At 48.5% G+C, this 18,979-nt stretch carries 21 protein-coding genes; 14 read left to right on the forward strand and 7 right to left on the reverse strand.

Features of this window, described 5'->3' with window-relative positions:
• Positions 1-3 precede the first annotated feature (3 nt).
• Positions 4-1,134, reverse strand: coding sequence for a tRNA guanosine(34) transglycosylase Tgt (gene tgt / locus I0P70_RS01795; RefSeq protein ID WP_196114487.1), 1,131 nt, complete (start codon positions 1,132-1,134; stop codon positions 4-6).
• Between the two features lie 273 nt (positions 1,135-1,407).
• Between tgt and I0P70_RS01800 the strand changes: the two genes are divergently transcribed.
• From I0P70_RS01800 to I0P70_RS01820, 5 genes are all read left to right on the forward strand, one after another.
• Positions 1,408-2,511, forward strand: a complete 1,104-nt coding sequence (locus tag I0P70_RS01800; RefSeq protein ID WP_196114488.1) for a glycosyltransferase — start codon at positions 1,408-1,410, stop codon at positions 2,509-2,511.
• Positions 2,502-3,110, forward strand: coding sequence for an RNA polymerase sigma factor (locus I0P70_RS01805; RefSeq protein ID WP_007659731.1), 609 nt, complete (start codon positions 2,502-2,504; stop codon positions 3,108-3,110). The genes I0P70_RS01800 and I0P70_RS01805 overlap by 10 nt, the downstream gene beginning before the upstream one ends.
• A gap of 242 nt (positions 3,111-3,352) precedes the next feature.
• Positions 3,353-3,571, forward strand: a complete 219-nt coding sequence (locus tag I0P70_RS01810; RefSeq protein ID WP_196114489.1) for a hypothetical protein — start codon at positions 3,353-3,355, stop codon at positions 3,569-3,571.
• Between the two features lie 78 nt (positions 3,572-3,649).
• Positions 3,650-4,282 (forward strand): 16S rRNA (guanine(527)-N(7))-methyltransferase RsmG, encoded by a 633-nt coding sequence (gene rsmG / locus I0P70_RS01815; protein ID WP_196114490.1) that lies wholly within the window; start codon positions 3,650-3,652, stop codon positions 4,280-4,282.
• Between the two features lie 8 nt (positions 4,283-4,290).
• Positions 4,291-4,839 (forward strand): DUF4269 domain-containing protein, encoded by a 549-nt coding sequence (locus tag I0P70_RS01820; RefSeq protein ID WP_255530870.1) that lies wholly within the window; start codon positions 4,291-4,293, stop codon positions 4,837-4,839.
• Positions 4,840-4,851: 12 nt separating this feature from the next.
• On the opposite strand, the gene I0P70_RS01825 is transcribed toward I0P70_RS01820, so the two are convergent.
• A complete protein-coding gene (locus I0P70_RS01825) occupies positions 4,852-5,805 on the reverse strand; it encodes a YheT family hydrolase (protein ID WP_196114492.1) in 954 nt (317 codons plus the stop codon).
• A 124-nt stretch (positions 5,806-5,929) separates the two neighbouring features.
• On the opposite strand from I0P70_RS01825, the gene I0P70_RS01830 reads away from it, so the two are divergent.
• A complete protein-coding gene (locus I0P70_RS01830) occupies positions 5,930-6,298 on the forward strand; it encodes a hypothetical protein (protein ID WP_196114493.1) in 369 nt (122 codons plus the stop codon).
• A 140-nt stretch (positions 6,299-6,438) separates the two neighbouring features.
• Positions 6,439-6,816: a hypothetical protein gene (locus I0P70_RS01835; protein ID WP_230391931.1), complete on the forward strand. Its 378-nt coding sequence runs from the start codon at positions 6,439-6,441 to the stop codon at positions 6,814-6,816.
• Positions 6,817-7,040: 224 nt separating this feature from the next.
• Here the strand turns inward: I0P70_RS01835 and I0P70_RS01840 are convergent, their stop codons facing one another.
• A complete protein-coding gene (locus tag I0P70_RS01840) occupies positions 7,041-7,292 on the reverse strand; it encodes a hypothetical protein (protein WP_196114495.1) in 252 nt (83 codons plus the stop codon).
• 195 nt (positions 7,293-7,487) lie between these two features.
• On the opposite strand from I0P70_RS01840, the gene rpsT reads away from it, so the two are divergent.
• Positions 7,488-7,748, forward strand: coding sequence for a 30S ribosomal protein S20 (rpsT, locus tag I0P70_RS01845; RefSeq protein WP_196114496.1), 261 nt, complete (start codon positions 7,488-7,490; stop codon positions 7,746-7,748).
• A gap of 1,024 nt (positions 7,749-8,772) precedes the next feature.
• Here rpsT and pyk read toward each other — a convergent pair.
• A complete protein-coding gene (gene pyk, locus I0P70_RS01850; protein ID WP_196114497.1) occupies positions 8,773-10,200 on the reverse strand; it encodes a pyruvate kinase in 1,428 nt (475 codons plus the stop codon).
• Positions 10,201-10,203: 3 nt separating this feature from the next.
• Positions 10,204-10,635: an IPExxxVDY family protein gene (locus I0P70_RS01855; protein ID WP_196114498.1), complete on the reverse strand. Its 432-nt coding sequence runs from the start codon at positions 10,633-10,635 to the stop codon at positions 10,204-10,206.
• Between the two features lie 159 nt (positions 10,636-10,794).
• On the opposite strand from I0P70_RS01855, the gene I0P70_RS01860 reads away from it, so the two are divergent.
• From I0P70_RS01860 to lgt, 5 genes are all read left to right on the forward strand, one after another.
• Positions 10,795-11,031, forward strand: coding sequence for an acyl carrier protein (locus I0P70_RS01860; protein WP_007659745.1), 237 nt, complete (start codon positions 10,795-10,797; stop codon positions 11,029-11,031).
• A 62-nt stretch (positions 11,032-11,093) separates the two neighbouring features.
• Positions 11,094-12,347: a beta-ketoacyl-ACP synthase II gene (gene fabF, locus I0P70_RS01865; RefSeq protein ID WP_196114499.1), complete on the forward strand. Its 1,254-nt coding sequence runs from the start codon at positions 11,094-11,096 to the stop codon at positions 12,345-12,347.
• 66 nt (positions 12,348-12,413) lie between these two features.
• A complete protein-coding gene (gene rnc / locus I0P70_RS01870) occupies positions 12,414-13,091 on the forward strand; it encodes a ribonuclease III (protein ID WP_370583170.1) in 678 nt (225 codons plus the stop codon).
• 281 nt (positions 13,092-13,372) lie between these two features.
• Entirely contained in the window at positions 13,373-15,253 is a 1,881-nt protein-coding gene (gene nadE, locus I0P70_RS01875) for an NAD(+) synthase (RefSeq protein ID WP_196114501.1), read from the forward strand.
• A 172-nt stretch (positions 15,254-15,425) separates the two neighbouring features.
• On the forward strand, positions 15,426-16,268 hold the full coding sequence (lgt, locus tag I0P70_RS01880) for a prolipoprotein diacylglyceryl transferase (protein ID WP_196114502.1): 843 nt from the start codon (positions 15,426-15,428) through the stop codon (positions 16,266-16,268).
• 61 nt (positions 16,269-16,329) lie between these two features.
• Here lgt and I0P70_RS01885 read toward each other — a convergent pair whose 3' ends face one another.
• Positions 16,330-17,175 (reverse strand): hypothetical protein, encoded by an 846-nt coding sequence (locus I0P70_RS01885; protein ID WP_230391932.1) that lies wholly within the window; start codon positions 17,173-17,175, stop codon positions 16,330-16,332.
• A 125-nt stretch (positions 17,176-17,300) separates the two neighbouring features.
• Here I0P70_RS01885 and I0P70_RS01890 point away from each other — a divergent pair, with 125 nt between their 5' ends.
• Positions 17,301-17,696 carry a VOC family protein gene (locus I0P70_RS01890; RefSeq protein WP_196114504.1) on the forward strand — a complete coding sequence of 132 codons (396 nt, stop codon included), beginning with the start codon at positions 17,301-17,303 and terminating at the stop codon, positions 17,694-17,696.
• A 31-nt stretch (positions 17,697-17,727) separates the two neighbouring features.
• Here I0P70_RS01890 and I0P70_RS01895 read toward each other — a convergent pair whose 3' ends face one another.
• Positions 17,728-18,912, reverse strand: a complete 1,185-nt coding sequence (locus I0P70_RS01895) for an acyltransferase (RefSeq protein ID WP_196114505.1) — start codon at positions 18,910-18,912, stop codon at positions 17,728-17,730.
• Between the last annotated feature and the right edge of the window lie 67 nt (positions 18,913-18,979).

Genomic DNA, 18,979 nt, shown 5'->3' on the forward strand with positions numbered 1-18,979 from the left:
TTTTTACAATCTCGTCATTAGTTTTTTTACCATCACGTCTTTCCAGTCGCGGAAAGTGCCGGCGATGATGTGTTGGCGTGCCTGCTTTACCAGCCAGAGGTAGAACGTCAGGTTATGCACACTGGCGATCTGCCCGGCCAGGTACTCGCCACTGTGAACGAGGTGGCGCAGGTAAGCCTTGCTGTAGAACGTGCTGACATAGCCGCCTAGTTCCGCATCGATCGGGCTATGGTCGGTGGCCCACTTCTGGTTGCGTATGTTGATGATGCCCTGTGTGGTGAATAGCATGCCGTTTCGGGCGTTGCGGGTCGGCAGTACGCAGTCAAACATATCCACACCCAAGGCAATATTTTCGAGAATATTAGCCGGTGTGCCTACTCCCATCAGGTAGCGCGGCTTGTCGGCTGGCAGGATGTCACATACGATCTCAGTCATCTCGTACATCATCTCGGCAGGCTCGCCTACTGACAGACCGCCAATGGCATTGCCTTCGCGGCCAAAACTGGCGATGGTCTCAGCGGACTGCACACGCAGATCTTTGTAAGTGCTGCCCTGCACAATCGGGAAAAGCGTCTGGTCATAGCCATACTTCGGTTCTGTGCTGTCGAAGCGATCGACACAGCGCTGCAGCCAGCGGTGCGTGCGCTCCATCGAATTCTTGGCGTAGGTATAGTCGCAAGGGTAGGGGGTGCACTCATCAAAGGCCATGATGATATCGGCCCCAATGGTGCGTTGCGTGTCCATCACGTTCTCCGGTGTGAAATCCAGCGCCGAGCCATCGATATGCGACTTAAACTTCACGCCCTCCTCTTTGATCTTGCGTGTACCAGCCAGCGAAAACACCTGATAGCCGCCACTGTCGGTCAGGATAGGACGGTCCCAGCCATTGAACTTGTGCAAGCCACCGGCCTGCTCGAGTACGTTGAGTCCTGGTCGCAGGTATAGATGGTAAGTATTGCCCAGGATGATCTCGGCCTTAATGTCCTCCTTCAGTTCGCGCTGGTGAACCGCTTTCACGGTGCCTGCCGTACCTACGGGCATGAAAATCGGGGTTTCGATGGCACCATGGGCTGTTTGCACTACGCCGGCACGGGCCTTTGACTGTATATCTTTCGCTACTAATGAAAACTCCATGGTCTGTGATTGTCAGCGCGGTATGCTACAAGAAGCACGCCAACTAGTTCAGCGGCACGGATGCCGCTCGTTATTGCTAAATGGTTATCGGAATAATCTGCAAAGATACAAAGCGTGAGAGCACAAACATAAACAATTATTAAATCGCGCAAATGTTCCTAAATGGCTTAAATATACCTATTTTTGGTTGTTAAACCGGTTGTAGCGGCATGTGCGGTCTGGTGTGTTGTGCTATCAGCAGTTTAACCATCAACAATTCAACAATAGAATAATTTGATTTCACTTATACTCCTGGCAGTGCTGGCTTTTTGCGTGCTGGTGCAGCTATACTATGCTTTGTTCTACTTCCTGCCCCTGAGCAGGTATACCGATCCGGAGCCGGACAACCAGCGGCCTGTGTCGGTGATCGTGGCGGCCCATAACGAGCAGGACAACCTGTTTGAGCTCCTGCCCATGCTGCTCGACCAGCAATACCCTGAGTTTGAGGTTATCTTGGTGAACGACCGCTCTGACGATGACACCGAGTTTTATGTGTATGAGTTGGAGCGCCAATTCCCTAACTTCAGGGTAGTCACCATCAAAAAGACCCCTGAATACCTGAATCCGAAGAAATATGCGCTGGCGCTGGGTATACGCGCTGCCAAGTACGAACACATGTTGTTCACAGACGCCGACTGCCGCCCGTGCAGCGAACACTGGATAGAGAAAATGCAAAGCGGCTATCAGGCTGGTGCTGATTTGGTTATAGGTTATTCGCCCTACAAAAAGTTAAGTGGTTTTCTCAATCATCTTATCCGATATGAAACCTTACTGACCGCAATTCAGTATCTGTCTCATGCAAACAAAGGACACGCTTACATGGGCGTCGGCCGAAACTTATCGTATACTAAGTCATGTTTCTTTAGGAACAAGGGGTTTGCATCTCATATCAAGACTACTGGCGGCGACGATGATCTTTTTGTCAGAGATGCCGTCAACAATAGTAAAGCAAGCATTGTTATCAGCAAGGAAGGGCAAACAATCAGCATTCCCAAAAAGACGTTTCGGGAGTGGCTGATACAAAAGAGAAGGCACATGGCCGCCGGCAGGCAGTACAATGCGGCAGACAAAGGAAGGATAGGAACTTTTATTTCATCCAATATTCTTTTTTACACGCTAGTAATTATTCTTCTTGTTCTAAATAGCCATTTGACTATATTGGCTGCGCTCATTGGGATTCGCTATCTGATAGTGTTCCCGATCTATGTAAGCGTAGCTCGCAGACTTGACGAAGCGGTATCTTTGCCGTTGTTGCCGCTGCTCGATATTGCCTATTTTTTTAGTTACCTGCTCCTTGGGGTATCCGTAGTATTGAACAAACGAATCAGATGGAAGTAAACAAACAATTCTCCGCAAAAGCGAAACACGATTTCAAACTGATACAGGCGGCTGTTGAAGAAAACGATGAAAAAGCTTATGCTGAGTTGATGAGCATCTATAAGAAGCCGGTGTATCACGTGGTACTCAAAATGGTTCGCAACGCCGACGATGCGGAGGACCTAACCATAGAGGCTTTTGCCAAAGCTTTTCGCAACCTGCATAAGTTTAACCCGGAGTATGCTTTCAGTACCTGGCTGTTCCGTATCGCCACCAACAACTGCATCGACTTTATCCGTAAGAACCGCATCAAGACGATGAGCATCGACTCAGCGATCAAGATCGACAACGGCGACGAGATCACGATCGACTTCAAAGACAAAAACCTTAACCCGCAGGAAGAGGCGATCAAAAACCAGAAAATCGAGATCATGCAGTACGTGGTAGCCAAACTACCAGAGAAGTACCAGCGCCTCGTGACACTGCGCTACTTCAACGAACTGTCATACGAAGAGATCGCCACCGAACTGAACGCCCCACTTGGCACCGTAAAAGCCCAATTGCACCGCGCCCGCGAGTTGCTCTATGACATGGTGAAGAATAAGAAGCACTTGATTTAATTGTTAAATTGTTGATGGTTAAATTTTTGTTCACAAATACGAATCGTTCTGCGAACCAACCATTTAACAATTCAACCATTTAGCCTTTAATAAAATATTGATTACGTTTTTAGAGCCCCTGTTGCCTTGTGCGGCAGGGGCTTTATTTTTGGGTTGATTCCGTACATATTTCCTATTTTTGCGGTGCCTGAGGCGAATGCACGGCAAAAAAGAATAGAAGCTATACCTTGCCATAACAGACGATGCGAAACCTGAGCGAAGCCATACTGGAACGAATGGGCCGTCTTCATCTATACCTGCGATACAGGGGAAGGGTAGAGGCGGAGCAGGAGCTGCAACGCAAGTATGAAGGCCAATACCGCAATGCCGGTCTGGTGCTTCTCTTCGACCTCTTTATGGCCCTCGCCGTAGTGGTAGTAGTAGCCGTATTGGCAGGTGTGCTATACCTTGTGACAAGTTAGAAAGAGAACGAGCTATATGATTAACTCTCCGCTTTCAAACTCTTAAAATCTCAAATTCTTAAAATCTTAAACTCAATCATGTCTGTTTCCATCCGCATACTTTTGTCAGGTTACTTTCCGGAGCTTACCGAGGACCAACTCGAGAAATATGAGCGCATGGCCGAGCTGTATCGGGAGTGGAATGAGAAGATCAATGTGATCTCCCGCAAAGACATGGAGCACATCGGAGAGCACCACATCCTGCACTCGTTAGGTATAGCCAAGGTGATTCAGTTCCCGGCGCAGGCCCATGTGCTGGATGTAGGCACCGGTGGCGGACTACCTGGTCTTCCGCTTGCGGTGATGTTTCCGGAGGTGAAGTTTCACCTGGTAGACTCAATCGGGAAAAAGATACACGTGGTGCAGGAGATTGCCCGTGAGCTGCATCTTCATAACGTAACGGCCTCCCATACCCGCGCCGAGCAGGTGGGTGAGAAGTTCGACTTTGTAGTAAGCCGTGCCGTAACCCGTCTGGCTAATTTCTATCCTTGGGTGATGAACAGCTTCAAGAAAGAAGCTATACCTAACAAAGGCATCTATTACCTCAAAGGCGGCGACCTGCAGGAAGAAATAGCCGAGTCAGGCCTGATCACCAAGGTATACGACTTGAAAGATTACTTCACAGAGGAGTTCTTTGAGACGAAGAAGGTGGTAGTGGTACCGATGCCGTAGGCTGAAAATTGAGAGAGGTAAAAGACTTTACAAACCTAGATTACCTGCAGCATGGCAATAGGCGGCAGCAAGCGGCTTACTGGCTATTAACCAGATATGAAGTGATGGAGAAGCTAGCGCCTTTTCATCCGCTATTGGCAGGTACTCTCCCTCTCGAAATAGACATAGCGCAAAGTGACCTTGATATTGTATGTTGTTGGGCTGACAAGTCTGTTTTTATAGAAACAGTTAATCGACAGTTTGACACTTTTCCTTCCTTTGTTATCAGAGAAAAAATAGTAGGCAAACACCTCTCTGTCGTGGCTAATTTCAGATTAGGGAGTTTTGAAATAGAGCTCTTCGGGCAGGAGCTCCCTTCTCAGAGGCAGGCGGCTTATCGGCACATGCTCATAGAATACAGGCTCCTGCTGCAGTATGGAGAGGCTTTTCGTCAGAAGGTGGTACAGCTAAAGAGACAAGGGTATAAAACAGAGCCCGCCTTTGCAAAACTGCTTGGCTTAAAAGGAGACCCGTATGAGGCACTACTATTACTGGAGCAGGAAATCTTCGGGCTTTAATGACCCTGGCAATTATTCTCCATCCAGTAAGAACTTCACAGCTCTAGCCTCTGAGTAGTAAATATCATTCCTGAAATCTTCCGCAAAACCTACATGGCCGCCTCCTTCTGGTGTCTCCAGGTATAAGTATGGGTTTTCGTCTGCCTCTTCGAAGGGGAAGCAGGATTTCGTTAAGAACGGATCATTTTGGGCATTTACCAGTAGCGTCGGTACCTGTATATTTTTCAGAAACTGCTTGCTGCTGGAGCGCTTGTAATAATCCTCCGCATTTTCGAAACCGTGGAGTGGCGCCGTGTACTTGTCATCAAACTCCGGGAAAGACCAGAACAGACTGTAATTGCTAAGATCCAGAGCATCTGGGTACATCTCCTTCTTCTGTTCGAGTTTCTGGCCCAGAGACTTTAAAAAACGCTGGGTATAGATCTTGGAGATGCGCTTTGCAGAGCTCTTGAGATCGATAGGTACCGAAAAGACGGATGCCCGCTTTACCTCAGAAGGCACCTGTGCCGGATCTTCGCCCAGGTATTTAAGACTGATATTGCCGCCAGCACTAAAACCGATCAGGTATACGGTTTCATAATTGCCCACATTTAAGGCGTGGCGCACCACAAAGTCGAGGTCATCGGAAGCACCTAAGTGATAGGAGCGGAGGAGCTTATTCGGCTCACCACTGCAGCTGCGGTAGTTCCAGGCCAGCGCATCCACCCCGCATTCATTCAGCGCTTTTACCATGCCCATAATGTAAGGCCGGTGCGAGTCGCCTTCCAGCCCATGCGAGAGCACAGCCAGCGACCGGGACTTAACCCGCGACCAGTCCGCATCTATAAAGTCATCATCGGGGGTGATAAGCCGTTCGCGGTGGTAAGTCACTCCTTCCACTTGCCTGAACAAACTAGGCACAATGGTTTGGATGTGCCCATTGAAGAGGTAGAAGGGAGGTTTGTGCTGTGACGGTAAGATTGGCATTAGGTATAAGGGTATTTTGTAATCTGTACGAAAACGCTAAAATTACAGCCTTTCTATATGTAGCGCCATATAAGCGGCACACTTTTACGTATTCTTTACTATAAAACCAACAGAACATAAGACGATGAAGTTTAATAAAAATATAAAAACATGGTTGCTGGTCTGCCTGCTGGCAGGTTTTGTGATGGCTTGTTCTTCTGAAACGCGGCACAGTGCCAATCGGGATGTAGAAGAGTTTTCAGCCTGGGTAGATGAAAACAGTACACGCGCTGAAACAGCCACCGAAGAAGAGTGGAATGAAATGGAAGCAGAGTATAATCGCAGAGCTACCGAAATAGAGAAGCGTAGCGCAGACTGGGACGATCAGACTAAAGCGGAATGGGAAAAGGTGCAATCCCAATGGCAGGAAACGGTCGGACGATCCGAGACACGCTTTAGAGCATCAGAGGTGGAGTCAGAGTTTGACACGGAGCAGGAAGAAGGCGTGCAATAGCTCACTATATATAGAAACGCTATACAGTTATATGCATTGCTTTGAATATTTATATTCTGTGAGTTGTATAGTGCGTATAAAGCATTATAAACAACGATAATTATAAAATGAATATAAAATCAAATCTCAAAACACTAGGTATGGCATTAACAGTTAGTGCCTTTACCTTTGCCTGTAACTCTGAAACGCGTACTGAGACGAACAGTGAAATTGATGAAGCACAGGTGGAAATGAATGAAACCGGTGTGGAAACTGAGCGTGAATACAACGACATGGCTGTGTGGGTAGATGAAAACTCAACACGTGCAGAAAATGCCTCTGAGGAGGAATGGCGGGAGATGAGAACTGAGTATAACAGACGCGAAGCTGAGCTTGACGCCAGAAGCGAAACTTGGGATGATGAAGCCAAGAGAGAGTGGCAAGAAGTAAAAGACAGCTGGAAGCGTACCGAAGACAAAGTACAGAAGCGTCTTGGCGACGTGGACGTTGATGTAGACGTGGAAAGAAGAAATAACTAAACGGATTTTTGGTTAAAGAGCAAGCCTGGGGCTGCAGCGTAAGCTGTGGACTCAGGCTTTTTCCATTTATTGGGAGCTCCACGGGTTGCCTAGCGCTTTGCTGTTGATCAGTGTAGAGACAGGGAGCGTGTGTAAACAGGCAATGATTTGTTGCTCTTCAGAGCTGAGGGCTATACCTGGCGTACCGTTCTGCATCAGTTGAGAGGCTAGGGTAGAGGATAGCTTTATACCTGAACTGTAGGGCTGTCTTCCTGGAGTGAACTAAAGCGACAGTCGTGCATATAGGGTGCTGTGAGTGCCATGCCCTCAACGATCATTGGGTTATGTAGGTATAACAAAGTTTTCTGGTAGCGTAGCAGGTATAGCCAGTTCTTCAGGATTGGGTTTGCCTGGTGTTGGCGCGATCTGTTCGTCTTATTTGTTCCGGAAGCAAGAGAAAAAATAGCGGCCAGCAGAAAGAAACGCAGGGATGCCATGGTTTTCAGGCGAATAAAGTGTAATTTTGAAGCATCTTAATTTAGGTATTTGAGCTGAATTATTCTTGGTATAGGGGATAAATACCCTACCAGACTTTTTTTATAGCGAGGAGGTTTTGGAATTTAATTTCTAAGATTATATCTTTGCAAACTCATTTAGGATACGCAACGAAATTTTAATTAGTATAAAATAACATGGCTAATCACAAGTCGGCATTAAAGAGAATCAGATCTAACGACACGAAACGTCTTCGTAACAGATATCAGGCGAAAACTACTCGTACTTTCATCAAAAGGCTGAAAGGCACTACTGACCAGACCGAGGCGCAAGAACTGTACAAGACAGTTTCTTCTATGCTTGACCGTCTGGCAAAGAAAAACATCATCCACAAAAACAAAGCGGCTAACAACAAGTCAAAACTGGCTAAGTTCGTTAACGGCCTGGCTGCAGCCTAAGTTTTTGCTGGAATACCAGTCTCTAAGCCTTACACCTTCGTGTAAGGCTTTTTGTGTTTTCTGTCGTTATAAGTTCGAGAAAAGCTGCCGCTATCATCCACAGGGTTTTACAAGTACCATAAGTCTGCCTACTTTCTTTTTATAGGGATTTACCTCAGAGAGAAATTCTCAGCCACTGCGAATCTTAGGCTATAGCGCTGTAGTTTCTGTTTTGCTATAGCGGTCCAACCGTCCCTGGCGCCTCTTTGCTTAAGGAGGGGAACCTTCTACTGCCAGCTCACAGGTATAAGGGCTGTTGCTTCTGTATGCTTGTGTACGAGTGACACACGCCTTCCCCTATCGAGATGTAGGTCCGTTTCATTGTACATTTATTGTCATCCTGTAAGGATCTTGGTTGTCAGTAGCCACTGCTAAACCTCCCTTTGACCAAGTTTCTTTACAGAATGACAGTAAGATTGGAGCCTTTTTCTTTAGAATAAACCAGCCCTGTTCTAGAAAGGGAGATCTTGTCGGATGCAGATATCTGGGTATAAGCTGTGGAGCATACGAACCACTGGCAGGTATAGCAAGACTAACTCGCACTGAAACTATGAAACAGTCCACAGTGCTAGGTGCACCAAATGACACTCCACTGTTGGGGGTGAAGGGGGCCCCCTGTCGAGAGCGTTCAGCGAGTTTGGAGCGTCTTGATTTTTTTGCTTACTGGGGGTAGGGCCCCTCGTTTTTTTCATCAAGGAAAAAAGTGAGGCCCCGCCCGGCCAGGGCAAAAACTGCCCGCCGCACAGGCGAAGCAATGAAACAATACACGTTGCTATACCTGCAACTTCTATGGTCATACCTGGGCCAGTGCCCACACCATACCCGTCACGAGCGAGGACGCTCGCGTCATGCAAACTAGCCCCGCCGACTAGGCGAAAACTGTTCCAGGTAAATCTACCCCGCCAAACCCCACTCCCTAAAAACAAAAAATCCTGAAGTCGATGCACATCAACCTCAGGATCCTGAAAATGAAATCTTACTTATCTTAAGCGATACTCAACTTGATCATGTTGGTACGCTTCTGCTCGTATATCGGCATACTCGCCGTGTTGATGAACACATCTCCCTTGTTCAGGTAACCAGCCTTCAGGAGCATCTGCTTGATATCCTCAATGGTGGCATCAGTCGACTCAAACTTGTCGTAGTAGAAACCACGAACCCCCCACACCAGGTTTAGCGTGTTCAGCAGGCGCTCATTCTCTGTGAAGATGAAAATATCAGCTCTGGTGCGGTACTTAGCCAGTTGGAAAGCTGTGTAACCAGACTTGGTCATGCCGATCACGGCACGTGCGTTCGTGTCGCGGGCAAGGTTACAGGCATTGGCTACCAGGCTGTCGTTGTAAAAAGTCTCGGAGTGCGGGTTCAGGATGTAAGTCTTGTTGAAGATCTCCGCCTGGCGCTCCACCTCACTGATCGTTAAGTTCATGGAGCGGATCGTCTCAACCGGGTAAGCTCCTACCGCCGTTTCGGCACTCAGCATCAGGGTGTCAGCACCGTCAATCACGGCATTGGCAACGTCGTTGGTCTCAGCACGTGTTGGCTTCGGATTCACGATCATGCTCTCCATCATCTGGGTGGCGATGATCACGGGCTTGGCAGACTTGTTACACTTCTCCACGATCATCTTCTGCAGCATTGGCACACGCTCCATACCTGTTTCCACCCCAAGGTCACCACGGGCCACCATGAGGGCGTCAGATTCAGCAATGATCGCATCAATGTTTTTAATCGCTTCAGGCTTCTCAATTTTTGCGATCACGCGGGTATCCTTGCCACGCTCCCTGATGATGCGCTTAATTTCCAGTACATCTTCTACGCGGCGCACAAACGAGAGCGCAACCCACTCTACGTCGTGGTCGAGGCCGAAGTGCAGATCACGAAGGTCTTTTTCGGTTAGCGAAGGGGCTGAAACAGAGGAGTCCGGCAGGTTGATGCCTTTGCGAGGTTTTACCACACCACCATATTTCACATCCGCTTCCACCAGGCAGTCTTTGTCAGTGGTGATTACTTTCAACTCGAGTTTGCCATCGTCGAGCAGGATGGTATCGCCAGGGTTTACGTCTTTGGCCAGCGCGGTGTAGCTGGTGCCAAGATGCTCATGGTTGCTGATGGAGCCATCGCAGCGTAGCACGATACGTTGGCCTTCCTTTATTTCTACGCCGCCGTTCTCCACTTCACCAATCCGGATCTTAGGGCCCTGTAAGTCCTGTACAATGCAGATATTAGTGTTGAAGCGGCGGTTGATTTCGCGAATGTGCTGTATTACCTGTAAATGTTCTTCATGCTCACCGTGCGAGAAATTAAGGCGGAAAGCATCTACGCCCTCCTGCACGAGTGCCAACAGGCGCTCAAAGGTATTGCTGGCAGGGCCAACAGTGGCCAGTACTTTTGTCTTGTTGAAGAGTATCTTCATAAATCAGAATAATAAGTGTTCCTTGTACTTAAGTGTAAGTGGATCAAATTGTTTCGTGTACTGAATAATGGGGAGGTTGTGAAGCCTCCGTAGCAGCTCCTGGGGGTGAAGGTAGTGCTGCAGCGCACCTGATATTTGCAGAATATAGTCATACTCTTTTACATCAGGCAGCATAAAAGGCTTTTTAATGGTAAGGGTACCCAGCGCTTTGTTACGGAAAAGGCGCACAGTGCTATGGGTGTCATTGTGCTCAAAATGAGAGATGTACATTTTGTGTCTATCCGGCATTTCGTAGCATAAGTCCGGCTGGCGGGTGAGATTAAGACCCAAAAGGCGATTAAGCGACCAGGCCATCTTGTAGTCGCGGCATGAGGCAACCACGCCGAAAAGGGCGAAGCTAAAATCATACTCGATGTCCAGGTGCAATGTTTTCATGGGCTAACAATCAGCGTAATTGCAAATTTATAAACATGAAAGTCTAAAACGACCTTTAAGGCAAAAACTTTTATCACTTACCGAATACCACAATTTTTTTTGACATTGTCTGCCTAATTACATTTCTTTGCACAGTGTTTTAATAAACTATAAGAAAAAATGTCAGAAATCGCAGAAAAAGTAAAGGCTATCATCATCGATAAGCTTGGTGTTGAAGAGTCAGAAGTTACTCCAGAGGCTAGCTTCACAAACGACCTTGGCGCTGATTCATTGGATACAGTAGAGCTTATCATGGAATTCGAAAAAGAATTCAACGTTTCTATTCCAGATGACCAGGCTGAAAACATCGCCACTGTAGGTCAGGCTATCAGCTACCTGGAAGAGCACGCAAAGTAATATAACCCCGATTACCTTATTGTATTAAGTAATTTTTACTATCTATCCTCTACTAACAGCTTATGGAGCTTAAGAGAGTTGTAGTTACAGGGCTTGGCGCACTCACCCCACTTGGAAACAACGTTGCAGAGTACTGGAACGGGCTGGCCAATGGTGTGAGTGGAGCTGCGCCTATTACACGCTTTGATGCGAGTAAGTTTAAGACCCAGTTTGCCTGTGAAGTAAAAGGATATGTTCCTGAAAATTACTTCGACCGTAAGGAAGCGCGTAAGATGGACCTGTTCTCTCAGTTCGCCATGGTGGTGGCTGACGAGGCGGTTCAGGACGCGAACCTGGTGGAAGGGAACTATAACCCCGACCGCGTAGGTGTGATCTGGGGATCTGGTATTGGCGGTCTGCGTACCTTCCAGGAGGAGTGCGTGAACTTTGCCAACGGTGACGGCACACCGCGATTCAACCCATTCTTCATCCCGAAGATGATCGCTGACATCAGTGCCGGCCACATTTCAATTAAGTACGGCTTCCGTGGACCTAACTTCGTAACGGTTTCTGCCTGTGCATCTGCTACCAATGCCATCATCGATTCTTTCAACTATATCCGTTTGGGTATGGCCGATGTGGTGGTGACCGGTGGCTCAGAGGCAGCTGTAACTGAAGCAGGTATAGGAGGTTTTAACGCCCTGAAGGCCCTTTCAGAGCGCAACGACTCTCCAGAGGCTGCCTCCCGTCCATTCGACAAAGACCGCGATGGTTTTGTGTTGGGTGAAGGTGCAGGCGCCCTTATTCTGGAAGAGTACGAACATGCCAAAGCCCGTGGCGCAAAGATCTACGCCGAGGTGATCGGTGGCGGTATGTCTGCAGACGCATATCACATTACAGCTCCGCATCCGGATGGATTGGGCGCGCTGAACGTGATGAAGAACGTGCTGCGCGATGCCAACATCAAGCCAGAGGAGGTAGACTACATCAACGTACATGGTACATCCACACCGCTTGGAGACATCAGCGAAGTGAAAGCCATCGAAACTGTGTTTGGAGACCACGCCTACAACCTCAATATCAGCTCTACCAAGTCCATGACAGGTCACCTGTTGGGCGCGGCCGGTGCTATTGAGGCGATTGCGGCTATCATGTCGATCAAAAACAGCCTGGTGCCACCTACCATCAACCACTTTACGGATGATGACAGCTTTGACAACCGTCTGAACTTTACCTTCAACAAAGCGCAGGAGCGTGAAGTGAGGGTAGCGCTCAGCAACACGTTCGGCTTTGGTGGACACAATACTTCCGTTTTATTCCGTCAATTTATCGACTAAGTGTTTGGTCCTATAAAACCGGTACGGCGCTTCTATCACAGCCTATTTACCAAGGATAGAGAGTTAGTGCGCGCCATCTCCGGGATTATTGGCAGCACTCCGGATAACATACGCCTGTACAAACTGGCGCTCACACACACGTCCTTTGCGCGTCAGAACCTGGCCAGCAAGCATGACACGAATGAGCGTCTGGAGTTCCTGGGCGATGCGGTACTCGGAACAGTAGTGGCAGAACTGCTATTCAAGAAATTCCCCTACGAAGATGAAGGCTTTATGACAGAGATGCGCTCACGGATCGTTAACCGTGAGTCACTCAATCATATTGCCATTAAAATCGGGTTGAACCTACTCGTGAAAGTAGACACTTCAGGAGGACAGACTTCACGTCACAAATCAGTGCACGGCAATGCGCTGGAGGCGCTGGTGGGCGCCATATACCTGGACAAAGGGTATAGTACAACCCGCCAGTTTATATTAGGGAAACTCATCAAGCCACACGTGGACCTGCACAAGCTGGTCAACACCACTTCCAACTTCAAGAGTAAGCTCATCGAGTGGGCGCAAAGCCAGAATGCCGATATCCGGTTTGAGATCGTCAACCGCAAGAACCAAGGTAATACGACCGAGTTTACATGCGAGATCTTCCTTAATGACAAACCGGTAGCCGTGGGCGTGGGGCTCTCCAAAAAGAAAGCTGACCAGGCTGCAGCTGAAAAGGCGCTGGAAGTCCTCAATATCGGCTGAGGCTGGTTTATATCAGCGAAAATATCGGGGCATCCAATTAATGCGACCATTTTAGCCCTTCTCTAACCCGGCTTTTACTTTAACTCTGTTGCTCAAACGGAAATTGCTCACCCTCGCATCATTTCCAGTTGTGAGCTTCTGATTTTGTTCCAGCACTGTGCCATACCTATACTTAAATGGGCTCTACAGGCTTCAACCTATACCTGTTCAGGGTATAACGGTTCTTTATTTGCCTACCAAAGCTTAACTTGCTTCCGTATTGTTGCGTTAGAGAACACACTATGGAAGAAACTAGACTGATACTGGCTGGGGCTGCCCTGAATCAGACCCCACTCGACTGGGAAGCCAACCTCCTTAATATACGATCAGCTATTATCGAAGCAAGCACCCGAAACGTGGATATCCTGCTGCTGCCTGAGCTTTGCATCACTGGTTACGGCTGTGAGGATATGTTCCTGCACCCTTGGTTTGCTGAAGAAACCTTTGAAAAGCTGCTCCAGATAAAAGAGTGGTGCGATAACATGACCGTATGCCTGGGTGTGCACGTGATTATCGGACAGGATGTTTTCAATACGGCCTGCGTTATCAAAAACAAAGAGATCGTGGGCTTTACGGCCAAGCAGTTTCTGGCCCGTGATGGCATCCACTACGAGCCGCGCTGGTTTACGCCATGGCCGGCCAATGTGGTAGAGGAGTTTGAGATAAAGGGAAAACGCTACCCGATTGGTGACATCGTCTACGAAGAGAAAGGCGTGAAGTATGCCTTTGAAATATGCGAGGATGCCTGGCGAACTAACCGTCCTGCCGAGCGCCATATGCCGAAGGGTGTGCAACTGATCCTGAACCCAAGTGCCAGCCACTTTGCCCTGAGCAAGACGGACCTGCGCCACCGCCTTGTAGTAGAAGCCTCTCAAAAATATCAATGCGCTTACCTATATGCCAACCTGCTTGGCAACGAGTCAGGCCGTGTGATCTTTGATGGGGAAGTGCTCATAGCCCAAAACGGTAAGTTGATCCGACGCAACGAGCTGCTATGCTTCAAGGACGTGGACCTGGAGTGCGCAGAGGTATGCTTCGGGCCTAACCCGGAAATAACTGAAACAATTGAATACCTGCCACCCATTGATGAGAATGCTGAACTGATTGCCGCCTTGAGCCTGGCGCTGTTTGACTATATGCGAAAGAGCCGCAGCCGGGGCTTTGTGCTGTCGCTGAGCGGTGGCGCTGACTCGTCATGCTGTGCGGTGGCCGTGGCTGAAATGGTGCGTCGGGGCGTTGACAGTCTGGGAGTGACCGGGTTTGTGACCAAAGCCCGCATGTTCTCGCTGGAGGATGCCGAGTATTTTGAATCACTGCCGCAGGAGCATGTAGTAAAAGAGCTAGTAGGACGTATGCTTACCTGTGCGTATCAGGGCACTGTCAATTCCTCTGATGCCACCTATACCTCTGCGAAGGAACTGGCGGAGTCGATCGGGGCAGTGTTTTACGACTGGACCATTGATGATGAAGTACGCGGCTATACCTCAAAAATAGAAGGTGCCCTAAAGCGGGAACTGACCTGGGAGCAGGACGATGTGACCTTGCAAAACATACAGGCACGGGTACGCGCGCCAGCTATCTGGATGCTGACGAACGTAAAGAACGCCTTGCTGCTGGCTACCTCAAACAGAAGCGAGGCCGCCGTGGGCTACGCTACAATGGATGGCGATACTGCTGGTGGCCTATCCCCGATCGCAGGTATAGACAAGGCATTTATACGTCAATTCCTGATCTGGATGCAGGAAGAACTGGGCTACCTCGGACTGGACTATGTGAATAACCTGCAGCCAACAGCCGAACTTCGCCCATCTTCTGAGAACCAGACGGACGAGAAGGACCTGATGCCATACGAGATCCTGAACATGATCGAGCGCCTGGCCTGGTACGACCGTCTGTCACCACAGCAGGTAATCGATCAGCTGGAGAAAGAAAAGGTAGCGCCAGTAAAATCAATCAAGGAGTATGTGCACAAGTTCTATACCTTGTGGTCTCGCAATCAATGGAAACGAGAGCGTTATGCCCCAGGCTTCCACCTCGACGACTACAACCTGGACCCGCGCAGCTGGCTACGCTATCCGATCCTGAGCGGCGGCTTCAGGGAGGAGCTCGGCAAATTGAAATAGGGGCGGACATTGATATAAATACAAGGCATCATCTTATACCTGAAAGACCGGGGTGGGATGATGCCTTTTCCTTTTGTGGCTATACCTGTGGATAAATATCCCTGTACCTGTCTGGTGCTGGTTTTTTAGCATTGCGAATTATTGTAACTTTGGCAGAACCATACCTTTGTATATGAGCATTCTGAACTATATCACATGGGATGTAAGTCCTTCCATCTTCTCCATCGGCTCCTTTGAAGTGCGCTGGTACGGGCTCCTGTTCGCACTGGCTTTTGTGTTCGGGCAACGCATCCTGACCAAAATCTATGTAGCCGAAGGCCGCACAGAAGGCGATGTGGACGTGATCACCCTTTACATGATCATTGGCACTGTTGTAGGTGCACGTCTGGGCCATACCCTGTTTTACCAGCCTGAGTATTACCTGAGCAACCCGATCGAGATCCTAAAGATATGGGAAGGCGGACTAGCCAGTCATGGCGCAACCATCGGTATTTTGCTGGCCCTGTGGCTATTCAGTCGCAAGCACAATTTTGATTACATGTGGGTTTTGGACCGGATCGTGATCGTAGTGGCGCTAGGTGGCGCACTTATCCGACTGGGCAACCTGATGAACTCTGAAATATTTGGTCGTCCGACGGATCTGCCATGGGGCTTTATTTTTGTGCGCCAGAGCGAATACTCGCATGTACCACGCCACCCTACACAGCTTTACGAGTCATTCAGCGTATTCCTGCTGTTTGTACTCCTCTACTGGCTCTGGAAGAAATACAAAGAGGCCCTGCCGAAAGGTTTACTGTTCGGTATCTTCGTAACGGCCCTTTTCACTTTCCGCTTCCTGGTAGAGTTTCTGAAAGAAGTGCAGGTAGAAAAAGAGGCGACAATGGCGCTGAACATCGGGCAGCAATTGAGTATCCCACTCATCATTATCGGTTTGTTTATCCTTTTCAGAGTATGGCGTAACCCAAAACCTGCCCTGCCTGGCGGAAAGCCAGCAAGAGAAGCAGTCCGCAAATGAGTTTTATTCGAGATACCAAAACGGCCAGCATCACTGCTGGCCGTTTTGTTTTTGTGGGTAATTAGTTAAGGCTATACCTGAACAAGCCCCCATCTTCGCTGGTGATGACCAGGGTGCTTTCATTTTCGAAAGCTACCGCCTCGGTTTGTCCAGCCTCCTTGATGGGCACGCGCTGGTAGTCGCCTTTATAGAACTCCGCTGGATTACTAACGTTGCGGAAGATGTGCAGTCCTCCTTCGCTCACGAGTGCCACGGTGCTGCCATCAGCGCTGCTGGCTGCGCCGGTCACAGGCACACCAAGCTTGTGACTGCCCAGCAGTCTGGCTTTGTACTGCCCGCCGCTGTCAGGAAGCTCGTATACCTTAGCTGTTTGTTTTCTACCTCTATCCTTTGACACCAGGTATAGCTTGCCGCCTTGCCAGAAAATAGCTTCCACATCATAGTTCATATCTTTTTTAACTGGTGGGAAATCCTTCTGGTCCTCGTAGGTGAAGCGGATGGCTTCAATTTGATCAGGCTTGTCGAGCTTCAGTTTATAGATGGCCAGTTCTTTGCGTTTGTTGTTGTTATTGCCTGTGTCGGCTATGTAGATATTTCCTTCACTGTCACGTGCCAGGTCTTCCCAGTCCACATTGGGGAGCTTCAATTTGATGGTCTCTACTAATTTGCCTTGCTGATCTACCACATAGAGGTGCGGTTTGTTGCCTGCATCGTTGTGTGTGATGTAAGCTTTCCGTTCAGGTATAAACTCGACGCCGGAGCTTTCATTAATAGGGGAAGGGAGTTTGGCCAGCCTGACCAGTTTGCTGGAAGTAGCTGAGGAATTAGTGTCTGTGTCGGAAGGCTGACCCAAAAAGTAAAAAAGGGCGACCATGACAGGTATAAAAAAGGCGAGTATTTTCAACATAAGCTTCATAGGGTTCTTTTAGAGAGTAGGCGCGTTATGGTATAACGGAAAGCAAAAGCACTGTGGTTGCGTACAAACTGTAAATACCCGTTTTTTAACCTGATTATTGTTTTTAAAGCCAACCGATGAAAATTAAGAAGATAAAAGAAACCTGTCTGTATGTAACCGATCTGGAGCGCAGTCGCGAGTTCTATAACGGAAAGTTAGGATTGGCAGTGATCGGTGAGGTGAAAGACCGTCATATATTTTTCAGAGCAGGGGAGTCGGTATTACTCTGCTTTCTGCCAGAGGCCTCAAAGCTTGGGGGTACATTGCCTCCACACTTCGGATCAGGTCAGTTGCACCTGGCTTTCGAGGTAAGCAGGGAAGATTATGAAAGCTGGAAAAGCAAAATCAAGGACGCAGGTATAGCAATAGAGCAAGAGTATGACTGGGGGCGTGGTTACCTTTCGTTCTACTTCCGCGATCCCGACCAGCACCTGCTCGAAGTGGTGATGGAAGGGATGTGGGAAAAGGACTAGCAGTAGGATGCTCATTAGTGATAACACACATTTAATTGCGCACGAGTTGCTCTTTCTCTTTGATTTTCTCCGCATGCAAGCCCGCAGGATATTTTGTTTCTCTCTGGATTGGCTTCATACCAAATGGCAGTCGGAGCCAATTTACTGGCATGATCAGGTACTTGATCAGCAGAAAGCAAACGATAAAAGTGCTTAGGCTGATAACTGAAAACTTGAGACCAATGCTCCAGTCTGCTTGCATCAGGTAATATCCCAATGCCACAATGACGGTCTGGTGCAGTATATAGAACGGGTATACCATCTCATTAGCTTGTGCCAGAAACTTATGTTTCACGTTGAGGTGCTGCATCGCAAAACCCAGTATGACCATCAGCCAGAACCAACGGTTACTTTGCTTTAGGGCATAGTATAGCGACAATTCTATACCATTCAGATCAATATCTTTAAACCAGTAGAAAGTATACAGGATTGTAAGGGTTGAAGCTGCGAGGCCCAGGCTGAACCAACGCAGTTTTCTTACTTTTTCCTGCAGTTGGGGAAACTTCATCAATACAAAACCAATTAAGAAAACCGTAATATAGAGGAAGTGGTTGGCCCAATCATCCACAAGGGCATTGGTAGCCGGGAATCGTTCATTGAGCAGAATGCCACCTGTACTCAACCAGAACGCGGGCACGGTCAGTAGCACCCAGTTCTGTATACTGGCTACCTGTGTGTTGACACGGCGCAGGTATACGAGTAGCGGCAAAAGCAGCAGGCTGTAGCAGAAGATGTAAGTCAGATACCACAGATGGTGCCAGCTGAAGTTGCCTTCGGGGTAGGGCTCAAATTCAAAGACAGAGGGATAGAAGCTGAAGTAATCTGTAGCCGTGCCCTGCACTGCCCGCTCAAAATATACCTGTGGCGGTACTACTAGTAGCATACCGATGACCAATGGAAGCAGAATGCGTTTCAGCCTGTCTTTGGCAAAAGTACCGGCACTGCGGAATCCCAGGGCAAAGTATACGCCCACTCCCGACACCAGAAAAATAAGCGACATCCGCCACTGGCTCATAAAGATCATCGGTACTTCCAGCGTTTCACTGAGTACCGGGTTTTTAACGTGCCAGTCCCAACTGACAAAGTACATGCCGGTGTGGTAAAAGATGAGTAGTGAGAAGGCCAGTACCCGCAGCCAGTCGAACTCGTAACGTCTGATTTTAATCTGGTTTTCCATAGCGTTTCGTTTTGATGCAAACATCGCTAAAGAAGATTAAATCAGAAGAATCTGCCGATAAGTGCGA

This window comes from Pontibacter sp. FD36, assembly GCF_015686655.1.
Classification (GTDB): domain Bacteria; phylum Bacteroidota; class Bacteroidia; order Cytophagales; family Hymenobacteraceae; genus Pontibacter.